The sequence below is a fragment of the Chryseobacterium sp. BIGb0232 genome, assembly GCF_024810195.1.
Classification (GTDB): Bacteria; Bacteroidota; Bacteroidia; order Flavobacteriales; family Weeksellaceae; genus Chryseobacterium; species Chryseobacterium pennae.
The window spans coordinates 53845-68636 of record NZ_JANUEH010000012.1 but is presented as its reverse complement, the minus strand read 5'-3'; the positions used below and the strand labels follow the sequence as shown (position 1 = coordinate 68636).

The 14792-nt window shown below is 39.5% G+C and carries 1 protein-coding gene; it reads left to right on the top strand.

The annotated features are described in order from the left end of the window. The first annotated feature begins 40 nt into the window (after positions 1-40). The gene (locus M2372_RS21210; protein WP_185018937.1) at positions 41-14551 is read left to right on the top strand and encodes an SDR family NAD(P)-dependent oxidoreductase; all 14511 of its coding nucleotides are present in this window, start codon (positions 41-43) and stop codon (positions 14549-14551) included. Positions 14552-14792 lie beyond the last annotated feature (241 nt).

Here is a 14792-nt window from a genome sequence, read left to right as displayed (position 1 = left end):
CAATTTAATAAATACAATTACTAGATATTAAACCATGAATATGAGTACGAACGTTGGAATAAATTTAAATACTAAAATAGCAGTATATCCAGAACAAATACCCGGTGTTATTCAGGAGATAAATGATTACTTGCCTTTCGATAGGTCTTACGTAGAAAATATGAAAGAAGAAGGTCAGGTGTATTCAAAACAACTGAACAAGTTATTGGTTCAAATGTTATGGTTGCAGTTACGCTCAACAGGTATGTTTAGTCGAAAAAGCTTTACGCTAGCCGAGTTAAAGGCCGAGGTGATTTCTTTCAACGATTTTTATACGCCCTGGTTAAATGAAACGATAGAGCTTTTTGTTAGAAGTAAATATTTAACCAGATCCGGATACACCTATTCTGTTAATCAAGACTCTATTCCAATCGAAGATCAGATACTATCGCGATGGGCTGACAAAAAAAAGCAATGGATTCAAGATCCAAATATGAATGCGCAAATTAACCTCGTGGAGAGCACATTATGGGCTCTTCCCGATTTAATAACCGGTAAACGAAGCGCTACAGAAGTAATTTTCCCCAATTCATCGATGAATCTGGTAGAAGGTATTTACAAAAACAATAAAGTAGCCGATTATTTTAATGAAGCGCTAGCCAATTTTGTGGCAGCGTATGTAGAAAAGCGGATTGAACTAGATTCGGAAGTCAAAATTAATATTTTTGAGGTCGGCGCAGGTACAGGGGGGACCAGCAGTATTATTTTTAAAAAATTAGAGCCATTTCGTAAACATATAGGCGAATATTGTTATACCGATCTTTCGAGAGCATTTTTTTCGCTCGCAGAGCAGCAATACAGTACTCATTACGATTACATAACCTATAAAATTTTTGATGTAGAAAAACCGGTTTTAGCGCAAGGAATTAAAGCCGATAACTTTGACTTAGTTATTGCCGCAAATGTATTGCACGCCACAAGAGACATAAATACATCAATAGAAAATGTAAAAGCAATCTTGCGCCACAATGGAGTTATATTGCTGAACGAAATTAGTCAAAATACCTTGTTTACCCACTTAACCTTTGGGCTACTCGAAGGTTGGTGGCTGGCACAAGATAGAGAACTGCGTATACCCGGCTCGCCAGGGCTTTTTCCAGATACCTGGAAGAATGTATTGGAAATAGAAGGGTTCGAGCAAGTGAGCTTTCCAACGCATAGCGCACATGAACTAGGGCAGCAAATTGTATTAGCACAAAGCGATGGGATAGTGAAGCAAAAGGAGCAGTCTTCTCTTAAACCGATAGCGCCTAGCGCGCCTAGAGCGAAAAAACAGCTAGAAACTGAAGAGAAATCGAGCCAAGCAAATCAGAATTTATTGCAAGCTAAAACCGTTGAATTTTTGACGCAGCTGATTAGCAAGACATTAAAAATTCCGGCCGATACGATAGATTCCTTTGAACCATTAGAAACCTACGGGATAGATTCTATTTTAATCATACAATTGAATAATGCATTTAACGAGATTTTTGAAGAGCTCAGCAACACGATCTTTTTCGAATATCAAACAATCGACGCTCTGTCGAATTATTTTGTCGAAAACAGGGAAGAAGAATTGCGTAGGTTATTTAACAACAACGATTCCACAGAAAAATTAAACGATAACCCGATCGCAACAACTAAAACAGAAGCATCGGGCCATTCAGTAAGTAAAAACAAACGTACCTTTAAAAAGAAGTCTTTTGAAAGTACGAACACGAATTCACTAGCAAATGTAAACGAACCAATTGCAATTATTGGCATGTCAGGGCGTTACCCCATGGCGGCCAATCTCGAAGAATTTTGGAATAACCTTAAGAATGGCAAAGATTGTGTAAGCGAAATACCAGCAGAGAGATGGTCTTTAGAAAATTTCTATTGTGAAAGCAAGCAAGAAGCATTAACAGAAGGGAAAAGCTATAGTAAATGGGGTGCATTCTTAGAAAATTTTGCAGAGTTTGATCCGCTGTTTTTTAATATATCGCCCAAAGAAGCGATTAATATCGATCCCCAAGAACGACTTTTTATGCAAAGCTGTTGGGAGGTATTTGAAGATGCAGGCTATACGCGCCATCGATTATCAACCGATTTTAATAACCGTATAGGAATATTTACCGGGATTACCAGAACCGGATTTGAGCTATATGGCCCAGAGCTTTGGAAAAAAGGAATACGGCTTTTTCCTCATACCTCTTTCAGTTCGGTCGCCAATAGAGTGTCTTACTTCTTCAATCTTAAAGGCCCAAGCTTAGCCTTTGATACCATGTGTTCATCCTCCCTAACAGCCATTCACGAAGCCTGCCAACACTTACGACAAGGGGAATGTGAAATGGCGGTTGCAGGAGGGGTGAATCTGTACTTGCATCCCTCAAGTTATAGGCTTTTTTCTGTGCAACAGATGTTATCCAGCGATGGCAAGTGCAAGAGTTTCGGAAAGGGAGGAAATGGCTTTGTGCCAGGAGAAGGAGTCGGCGCTATCCTCTTAAAGCCGCTATCCAGGGCAATTAAAGACAACGATAACATATATGCCGTAATTCGTGCATCTTCCATAAATCACGGAGGAAAAACCAATGGATATACCGTTCCAAATCCGATGTCGCAGGGCGATCTCATTCGAGAAACCTTAGATAAAGCATCCATTAATGCAAGAACGGTAAGTTACATAGAAGCACACGGTACAGGCACAGAACTGGGAGATCCAATAGAAATTACAGGTCTTTCGCAAGCTTTTGAGAAGGATACCCTGGTAAAGCAGTTTTGTGCCATTGGATCGCTGAAATCCAACATTGGCCATTGCGAAGCCGCGGCAGGAATTGCGGGCTTAACCAAGGTGGTTCTTCAAATGAAGCATAAACAGCTTGTGCCCAGTTTACATACTGCTGAATTAAATCCAAATATCAATTTTGAAAAAACGCCATTTAAAGTACAGCAAAATTTGACTTCCTGGCCGGCTCCTTTAGAAGGAATCAACGACGAATCAAGAGAATTACCAAGAATAGCAGGAGTATCCTCATTCGGTGCGGGTGGAGCGAATGCGCATGTAATTCTCGAAGAATACGATGAAGAAGAACAACCTTCCCTAACCGAACGTTCGCAGCCGGTTGTTTTTGTATTATCGGCAAAAAATAAAGAAGCACTCAAAAAGTATGCTGAGAAAATTCTATGTGCTATCAATCAAAAGGGCTTAAACGACAGTCATTTGCAACGTATAATGTATACCTTGTTGCTACGACGTGAAGCTATGGAGGAGCGGCTGGCAATAGTGCTGGATAATATCCTGGAATTAAAAGAAAAATTATCCACTTTTGTTAAGGACGAAAAAAATATAGCTAATCTTTATAGCGGTAGAGTAAATCGAAAAAAAATAGCGGATGGCGAGGTAGCAATAAAGCTCAATGAGTATCTTTTTGAAGGAAAGCTCGATGATTTAGCCAAGTTTTGGTGTGAAGGGAAGCATATGGACTACGAAGAATTGTACTGGGATGCTATTCCTCGAAATATAAGCTTACCCACGTATCCTTTTGCTAATGAGTACTATTGGTTGCCTAATACCAACGATGAGGAGAAATTACCGGAGCTTTTCGAAGCTAAGAATATCGTAAATCAATTGATCGAAGCAAAAGTAGAAGAAATAGAGCCCTTAGAGGTGTTGTCGTTTACAGAGAGATGGAAGGAAGAAAGCTTGCCCAATGCCAAATCTGCTCATTTGAAAACTATCTTATGTTTTGCAGATAATGCCTTAAGTCAGGAATTGATTGAGAATCAGTTTGCGAGTTGTACTGCCGAAGATAGGCCCAATCTACTGTTTGTATCGCATCACAATCTGGGCACAGAAATAGATGCTAACCACATTGGTATCGATAGAACATTAAAACAGGCCTATGAAAAGCTGTTTTCTGATCTTGAACATTTAACTCAAATAGATGCAATTTGGTACTTATGGCCGCAAGAAGAAAGGATTTTGAGAAACCAGTATTCAGAAATTTTTCTACTATTTCAAGCGATCACCACCACAAAATTAAAAGTAGACAGACTTCTAATAGCCGGCGCATACGACTCTTTTGAAGAATACTGTTATGTATCTTCTTGGATTGGTTTTGAGCGATCGATTAAACAAATAGTATCGAGAACCAAGGTGAAATTAGTGCTTCAGAAAGCCGGATCAATGTCGGAGTGGGCAGAGAAATTTTGGCAAGAACAAAACTTCGATACGAACCAAACAATCTGGTACAAAGAGAATACACGTCTAGTGTCGGTTATAGAGCCCACTTTTCTAACGAACCAAGCTTCTTCGGCAATTAAGCAGAACGGTTATTATTTAATTACAGGCGGGATGGGGAGTTTGGCATTGGTATTTGCCGATTATCTCGCAAAGGTATACCAGGCAAACCTTATTTTAATTGGTCGCTCCCCATTGAATGAGAAAAATCAAACCGAACTTGAAAAATTAAAGCGCTATGAAACAAATGTAACCTATTTTCAAGGAGATATAAGCAATTTAAATTCAATGCAAGAGCTATCAGCCAAATTAAAGCTTGAATCGATAAAAATAAATGGAATACTACACATGGCTGGAGTTCCAAGTCACACCGCTTTACAAAATAAAAATTTAGCCGATCTGCAAGAGGTTTTGTCGCCGAAAGTGAGAGGAACGGAAGTGTTGAACGAGACTTTTGTAAACGATGAATTGGACTTTTTTTGTGCTTTTTCTTCCTCATCGGCAATTCTAGGTGATTTTGGCTCTTGCGATTACGCTGTGGCCAATCGTTATCAGATGGATTATGCCACCTACCAAAATGAACAGAACAATAAAACAAAATTTATAGCCATTAACTGGCCGTTATGGCGGTCAGGAGGGATGCATTTCGAGAGCAAACACGAAGAATCGTATCTAAAACTAAGCGGACAGGCGTATTTGGAGATTGATCAAGGGATAAAAGTATGGGAGCAAGTATTGATGTCCGACGATTTGAGTCAGTTAATAATTGTTGGGCAAAAAAATCGAGTACATCAGTTTTTAGGGATAGGGCAGTGGAGCAAACCGCTTACTAATTTGGAGGAGCGTACGACCTATTCCGAGGAAAATAGAAGATTACCTATAATGAAAGGATGGGATTTAAAAGAATGCCTCCATTGGGAACTAAAAGAACAAATCAACCAATTATTAGGGATAGAGCGAGAGAGAATTAATAACGATGTTAATTTTATAGATTTTGGCTTTGACTCAATAGCGCTTACGCAATTTGCACAGGCATTGAGCACAATGTATACTGTTGATGTAAGTCCAAGCGTATTTTTTGAACATACCACTATCGATGATTTCGCTAGCTATCTTTTAAACGAGTATCACGATACTTTAAGTAAATTTTATTCCGAAGAAAAAAATAAATCAGTCAAAGAAGGTGAATTATTCAGTGGTTCAGATACGAAACCAGTAGAAAATAACCAGAAAGATCCAGTAACGAATGCTGAAAATTTGTACGCAGCAGTCGATGAACCAATCGCCATTATAGGCATGAGCGGTCGCTTTCCTAATGCTAGAAATATTCATCAAATGTGGGAAATCCTTGAAAAAGGAGAAAACGCGGTAACGGAGATTCCCATTGATCGATGGGATTGGAGACAATACTATAGTGAAACGAAGATTGAAGGGAAAATTAATTCAAAATGGATAGGGCATATCCCCGGAACAAGAGAATTTGATCCGCTGTTTTTTGAGATATCGCCCTTAGAAGCCCAATACATGGACCCCAGACAGCGTTTGCTACTGCAAGAAGCATGCGGTGCACTAGAAGATGCAGGTTATGGAGAAAAGCAACTTAAGGAAAATAAAATAGGCTTATTTGTGGGAGCCGAAGAAGGAGAATACCAGTTGGTTACAAGCGGAAGAGGGTCGATTACGTCCAATCATACAGCTATGCTTTCTGCCCGAATAGCTTATTTTCTCAATTTGAATGGCCCCAATTTAACAATCAATACAGCTTGTTCCTCAGGCTTGGTGGCGGCACATCAAGCATGTCAAAGTTTAATAAACGGAGAATGCGATACCGCAATGGCGGCAGGTGTGAATCTTATTTTAACACCAATGGCCTACCTTCAAATGACGGAGGCGGGTATGCTTTCAACGAATGGCAAATGTGCCACCTTTGATGCCGATGCGAACGGAATTGTTCCCGGCGAAGCAGTAGTGGTGCTGGTATTAAAAAGGCTGTCAAAAGCACTAAAAGATGGAGATCCTGTTCATGCAGTAATTAAGGGTAGCGGAATTAATTACGATGGCAAAACAAATGGAATAACTGCCCCAAGTGGAGCAGCGCAAGTTAATCTGCTTCAAAATATTTACGATCGTTACCACATTAATCCACAAGATATAAAACACGTGGCAGCACATGGAACAGGTACAAAATTAGGAGACCCCATTGAAGTAAACGCACTTCGCCAAGCGTTTAAAAAATATACATCTGCAACGGCTTATTGTGCCTTAACGTCAAGTAAAACCAATTTCGGACATACTTTTGCTGCTTCGGGTTTAGTTAATTTAGTAGGATTGGTAAAAGGATTACAGCAAAATAAAATACCCGCAAGTTTGAATTGTAAAACAGAAAATGAGTTTATTAACTTAGATAACTCTCATTTTTATGTGAACAAAATAACGACTCCATGGCCCGAAGGAGTAAATAAAAAACGAATGGGAGCACTCAGCTCATTTGGGATGAGCGGCACAAATGCGCACATGGTGGTCGAAAACTATGACCTATTCAATAGTTCAAAAAGACGAACAAAACCCTTCTATTTGCTGCTTCTTTCAGCAAAAACAGAAAATGCCCTGCTTGAAAGAGTGCAAGATATGATTCAATATCTTCAATCTTCGGATGCAAAGTATGCAGACTTGATGGAGATTAGTTATACCCTACAGGCGGGGCGTCAACACTTTTCGCATCGTTGTGCTATTGTAATTCAAGATGTGGAAAGCGCTATTTCTGCATGGAAACATGTAGGTAAAAAAGATAAGTTACCGAACGTTTTTCAGCGTATAAGTGCTCCAGATTTCGTAGAGCAAGTTTCTATTAATAAATATGCACATCACTTGATGCAAGAAATCGCTTTAAACGATGTAGACGCAAGCACTTATAAAGAAGGATTGTTTGCATTAGCTGAGCTGTATTGTCAAGGATATGAATTTTCTTGGGAAGAACTATACGGTACGCAGCCCAGTCGTATTCACCTTCCTACGTATCCTTTCGAAAGGGAGGAATACTGGGCAAGTGCCGACGACTTACCAACAATTTCACCTAGCAAAAAAGGATCATCACTGTTACATCCATTGCTGCAGCAAAATACATCCACATTAGAGGGAATATGTTTTGCGAGCACCTTTAACGGCAATGAGCCATTTCTAAGCGATCATAAAGTTCAACAAGGAGCCGTACTTCCGGGGGTGGCATACCTTGAAATGGCTAGAACGGCCATAGAATACGCTGTTAAGAGAGATGAAGATGAAAACCAGAAAGGGTCGGCAATAAAACTCAACAATGTGGTGTGGGTAAGACCTTGGTTAGTAGGTGTTTCTGCTCCTGAAATTCGAACGAAATTATTTCTAAACGATGAAGATCAAATAGACTTTGAAATGATTACCGACGAACAGGAGGCCATCGTTCATTGTCAGGGAACAGCAAGCTTGTTGGAGAATCTAGAGGAGCGCTATATCACGATTCCAGAAGTAAAAGAACAATGCGCTCAAACCATTCTTTCAGGCAAGCAATGCTATGACGTTTTCGAAGAAATGGAAGTAAGCTATGGTGTTTCCCATAGATTGATAGAACAGGTTTACGTAGGAAATAACCAACTATTAGTGGAACTTTCATTGCCAGAATCATTGAAAGGGCAACTTGACGAGTATACATTGCACCCCGGAATATTGGACGCTGCACTACAAGGTATTGTTGGGTTTTTATTAGCATCAGTAGATATATCCTTGCCACAAAACCGAGCCATATTAAAACCAAAAATACCTTTTGCACTTCGAGAACTCGTCATCCACCATAAGTGTAGTTCTAAGATGTTCGCCTTTGTTAGGTACTGCGAAGGAACAGACCAAAAACAAAACGTACAAAAATTTGATGTAGACATCTGCGACGAAAATGGAAAAGTATGTGTTCAATTTAAGGAATTTGCAACAAGGTCATTGGAAAACGAACTGGGAGCAACAAGCGCAGGAAGTAAACTAAATTCTTTATCAATCTTAGATGACAGCGGTAAAGTATACCTTAAACCGGTATGGGATACCTTTACAGGAGAAGAAGTTAACTACACAAAAGAATCAAAAGTATTGGTAGTCAGTATAGATGAAGCAGATAAAAAGGCAATCCAAAAGTATTATCCGGAAGCCCAATTCATTCAAATATCAAGCGAGAATACGGTAACTGAAATGGTAGATAAGTTCTCAGAATTTAAGGTGGAGGAGATAATTTACTGGAATACAACAGAGCTGTTGAACTGCGAAGTTGCCACATCAGAAGAACAAATCAATCCGGTTATTACCTGCTTCCGCTTTATTAAAGCACTCTTGCAACACGGTTACGATACACAGCCTTTAGCTTGGACCATATTTACTAATCGGGCACAGGCAGTGCTTGATGATGAACAAGCTGATCCCGCACAAGCGGCAATTCATGGGCTTATCGGCTCAATGGCGAAGGAATATACCAATTGGAAAATCAGATTGGTTGATGTAGAAAATATTCTTGAATGCCCACTGGAACAGGTGTTTAAGTTACCATACGAGACACAAGGGAACGCCTATTTATATCGAAATCAACAATGGCTTTCTAGCCAGTTGGTGTCGTACATACCTTCCGGGGCAGTACCTAATTTACTTAAAATGAAGGGTGTTTATGTAATCATTGGGGGCGCAGGAGGTATAGGTGAAATTGTAAGCAAGTTTTTAATAACTACTTACCATGCACAGGTAATATGGATAGGACGTAGACAACTTGATGATGAAATACAGAACAAGATAGATACTTTAGGCAAATTGGGAACCAAACCAATCTATTTAGCAGCAGACGCGACAAACGAAAAACTACTACAAGAAGCCTATAAGAAGATTAAAAAGCAGTTTTCAGCCATAAATGCAGTCATTCATTCAGCAATAGATTTGTGCGATCAAAGGCTGGCTAAGATGGACGAAGCTACTTTCCGTGCAGGCTTAACCGCAAAAGCCGATGTGAGTATTAATATTGCGAAAATTTTTAAAAATGAACACCTGGATTTTGCTTTGTTCTTTTCGTCGATGACTTCGTTTACAAAGGCCGCCGGACAAAGTAATTATGCAGCAGGATGTACATTTAAAGATAGCTACGCCCAACAACTTTTAAAGCAATGGACATGCCCGGTTAAAGTAATTAACTGGGGCTATTGGGGTAGCGTCGGAATTGTTGCTTCCGAACAATATAAAGAACGAATGGCAATGGCAGGATTTGCGTCAATTGAGCCAGAAGATGGTATAGAGGCTATAAAAGTGCTATTGGCTGAACCTGTAAATCAGCTAGCCTTTATCAAAATAAATAGGCCGATAGGAACAATGGGACTGAAAACAGATGAAGCAATTACAAGTTACCTGCCTTCAACCGAAACAGGCGGCTCACAAAGTCCAAATAGAGTGCCGTTAACGGGTAAACTAAAAGCTGCAATAGCCAATTTTCTAGCAGTAAGTATCGATGATATTGATGAATCAACAACCTGGAGCGAATATGGTTTAGATCCATTAAAGCAAATAGAATTTGAAGAATATCTACATAAGCAATTTGATACTGTAGATAAACCGTTCAATTTAATAGAATATACTTCATTAGGTTGTTTAACAGCATATTTAAGTCCTTCAAACCCAATGGTAGAAAAAGAAGCCACGGTTTTTATAGACCGCGATACCATTGCCTCCATAGAAACGAATCTGGTACCACCAGCAATGGAAATGGACGAACTATTAGGGCGCCTGCTGTTTGCAGTTTTAAAGGAAAGCGATTTTCTTAATCGCAATGAAGATGCTGTCGATGATCGATATAATCATTGGATGGAGCACAGCATCAACCTGTTGGTAGAAAGAAATTACCTAAGTCCCACAGGAAAAGAATTGCAAGAGATAGAAAGCTCAAGTAAGATTTGGAATGACTGGGATTCAAAGAAAAAGGCCTGGCTATCAAATCCAAATTTAAAAGCCCAGGTAATTTTAGTAGAAACTACCTTAAAGGCACTTTCCGGTATAATGAAAGGAGAGCGTCTTGCAACAGACGTTATGTTCCCGGAATCATCCATGAAAATGGTCGAGGGAGTATATCGAGATAACTTAGTAGCCGACTATTTCAACGAAATTTTAGCAAATCAATTGCTCCTTTTAATAGAAGCGAAAATGGCTAAAGATCCGCAGGTAAAAATAAGAATACTAGAAATTGGTGCAGGAACCGGAGGGACGAGCATACTTGTTTTTGATAAGTTGAAAAAGTATCAAAACAACATAGAAGAGTATTGCTATACCGATATTTCAAAAGCTTTTCTACTCTATGCCGAAAAAACGTTTGAGGCAGAGCCTTCCTATATTAAGTATCGTTTATTTGATGTTGAAAAGCCGATAGCTTCACAAGGAATAGCCGCCAATAGCTACGATTTCGTAATTGCCACCAATGTGTTACACGCAACAAAAAACATACGCCAGTCTTTGCGAAATGCGAAGGCCGTATTACATTGTAAGGGACAATTACTATTGAATGAACTTGGTAGCAATACACTATTTTCGCACCTTACGTTTGGTTTATTAGAAGGATGGTGGCGCTATGAAGACAATGAGCTGAGAATTTCAGGATCTCCGATATTGTCATCTAAAATGTGGAGTTTGGCAATGAAAAATGAAGGATTTTATGACATCGAGTTCCCGGCTTTAGTAGCTCAACAATTGGGACAACAAATTGTGCTTGCAAAAAGCGATGGAATAATCAGGCAAAAAACAGTTGATAGTCAGTTTGTTAAGAGCGAAGATGTTCCGCTAGTGAAGGAGGTCGTAAAATCGCCTGTGGCAATTGCACAAAATACGGGAATAAATACAAATATCCCTACTGGGGCAGTTAAGCCGTATGAATTGAGAGAAAAAGGTATCTTATATTTTAAAGAACTTTTCTTTCGTGTTTTAAAAATACCCATTCATAGAATAGATGCGGTAACCTCGTTTGAATCATACGGTATAGATTCGATAATGGTGATTCAATTGAATAATGCCCTAGAAGAAGTGTTTGAAAATGTGAGCAGTACTTTATTTTTTGAGTATCAGACAATAGAACAACTTACCGATTATTTTATAGAGACTCAAAAAGATAACTTGGCTAAAATAGTCAATTTACAACCTGAGCAGGAAAGCACTAATCTGCCTAATTTAGCCGTAAATATTGATAAAGCACCATATAAAACAGTAAGCTTATCGAGGAGTTTAAATTTCAGCCGAGAAAAGGAGACTAAGAACTTAAACGAAGAAAAACATAGACCAGCTGACAGAGATTCGATAGCCATTATCGGGGTACAAGGTAAGTATGCTCAAGCCGATAATTTGATGCAGTTTTGGAACAATCTGAAGTCCGGGAAAAATTGCATTACCGAAATTCCGGAAGATCGATGGGACTGGAAAAAATATTTTAGCAATGAGAAAGGCGAATGGGGTACACATTATACTAAATGGGGAGGGTTTATTAAGGATATCGACAAATTTGATCCACTTTTTTTTAGAATTGCACCAACTGAAGTCGCCAGAATGGACCCACAAGAAAGGTTGTTTCTGGAAATTGCCTATACAGCTGTGCAAGATGCAGGTTATACCCCGCAGGAATTAAACGCGAAGAAGAAAGTGGGCGTTTTCGTTGGCGTAATGAACGGTAATTATCCTTCCGGAACCAGTTTCCATTCCATTGCCAATCGAGTGTCTTATGTTCTTGATTTTCAAGGGCCAAGTCTTGCAGTAGATACCGCCTGTTCATCTTCTTTAACAGCAATACATCTTGCAATCGAAAGTTTACAGGGAGGTTCATGTGAAGTGGCTATTGCGGGTGGTGTAAATCTTATCGTAGATCCCGTTCATTACAGTCGCCTTTGCGCTATGGGAATGTTGTCGGTTGACGATAAATGCAAAGCGTTTAGTAACGATGCCGATGGTTTCGTGGATGGGGAAGGAGTAGGAGCAGTAGTGCTGAAACCTTTATCAAAAGCTATTTTAGATAAAGATCATATTTACGGTGTTATTAAAGGCAGTGCAATTAATGCAGGAGGTAAAACGAATGGATACACCGTTCCGAATCCAAATGCGCAAGCAAGCGCAATTTCAGATGCCCTCGAAAGAGCAGGAGTAAAACCTGAACAACTTTCCTATGTAGAAACGCATGGAACAGGAACGGTTTTGGGAGACCCTATAGAGATAGCCGGGCTAAGTAAAGCATTTGCCAGCGCTACAACCGAAAAACAGTTTTGCGCAATTGGCTCAGTCAAATCCAACATCGGTCATTGCGAAAGCGCAGCAGGGATAGCAGGTTTAACTAAAATACTATTGCAAATGAAACACAAGCAATTAGTTCCTTCGTTAAACATAGCAGAATTGAATACCAAGATTAATTTTGGACAAACTCCGTTCAGCGTTCAACAAGGGCTTTCTGAATGGAACGTGCAGAAGTTTGATGGAAATACACAAGAAAAGATTCTACCAAGGATTGCGGGTATTTCATCGTTTGGAGCGGGAGGATCTAATGCACATTTAATTATTGAAGAGTATCCGATTAAAAACACGCCGATTAACACGCTAGAGCAAAATATTGTAGTTCTATCGGCTAAAACCAAGGAAAGCCTTAAGGCCTACGCTCATCAGTTGTTGGTTTATCTGGATGAAGAAATGCTTTCAGATGATATGCTTCCCTCAATAGCATTTACCTTGCAGGTCGGAAGAGAAGCGATGACCGAGCGAATGGCATTTATAGCCGATTCAATAGCGGAATTAAAAACAAAGTTAAAAGGCTATTTAGAGGGTTCATTGGAGGAGATTTATGAAGGTAGTGCGGATAATATAGGGGAAATGATATCCTTATTTTCTACCGATGAAGAATTACAACAAACGCTTTTAGACTGGCTGAAACGAAAAAAATACAGCAAATTTCTCGATTTATGGGTAGGAGGTCTTGCCTTTGACTGGCGGAAAATCTATACCAAAGAAACTCCCCAGCGAATCAGTTTGCCTACGTATTCCTTCTCAAAAGCCCATTATTGGTTAGCCCCGCTAGAAACTACACCCGATTTAGGTTTGTTTATTCAGGAAAGCGAGACAAAGGCGGATGGAATGCTTGTAGAAAACAAAGTAATTAATTTGACAGCCAGATTGTTAGGACTTCAAGAGGATGTGATTTCACTAAAGATTTCCCTAAGCGAATATGGGATGGATTCGATTCTCTTTATGCAATTAGTGCAAAGACTGCAAGCGCATATATCGCCAGCAATAACTGCACGACATTTGGAAAAATGCAACACCCTAAACGATATTGTGGAAGCTGTTAAAAGTATTGAACCAATACTGCCGGCACAGAGCCCACAAGCAGAAGTTAATTTTGTACCGAAAGCTTGGCCGCAGTTTCCAGAACTTGTATTGCTTAATGAAGGTAAGCATGGTAGACCAGTTTTCTGGTTCCATGCAGGTGCAGGCGGTGTTGAAATTTACAAAGATTTGGCCCGATATTCTAACCGCCCATTCTATGGTATTCAGGCTCGAGGCTATATGACCGAACGCGCTCCTTTAAATGGTATACAAGCAATGGCCGCGTATTATAGCCAAATTATTAAAGCGATTCAACCAAGTGGTCCTTATGATTTAGGCGGTTATTCATTGGGTGGACTTACCGCCTATGAAGTTACAAGACAATTGCAAGAAATGGAAGACAAAGTAGAGTCAATAGTTATGTTGGATACATTAATAGGACCGGAGCTTAAAAACGCAACCTTCAATAAGAAAGACGCATTGCTGCAAACCGTTAATATGCAGATTTTTACGAGCCTTCAATCGGAACCTGAAAAGTTATCCAATGAACTCATTCATTGCGAAGAATTGAATAAAAGACATTCTCCTGCGAATCTTTTAAAGCAGCTCATTAGTATAGCCAATAAACGAGGGTACATACGAGACAATGTGAAAGGTACGCAATGGATTGATAAAACGATACAAGTGCAAGAGGCATTCGAAGCTAGCTCCTATGTGGTCAAGCCACTCCTTAGACCAGAAGAGTTAACATGTTATTATTTTCGCAATCAGAGCGGACTATTTCTAGGAGAATTAAGGCCTTATTTTTCTATCGATCCGAATAAAACCTATTTTGATCACGGTTTATATTGGCAAGAATGGGAACAACTATTTGCGAACTTCCAATTATACGAACTCGATACTCCGAATCATATGATGATACTGACCGACTTAGAATCGCTTGGCACAATCAAACATTTTTTTGGCACAATTTACTGTTAAAATTTTCGAAAATTCGATCCACTTGGGAATCAATATAGGTTTTGTAGATACTGAAAAACAAAAAGCCTGCAAACTTTCGCAGGATTAGGGTGGTCAATTTTGCAGGATTCTACATATTACTAAGAAAACTACTGATGCTTTAGATAATGTTATTTCTTCTGAGGATAAAGGCGGTATTATTAACTTCTCTTATAATGCCGCAGGAGAGCCAATTAAAGCTCAGTATGGCAATAATATTGTA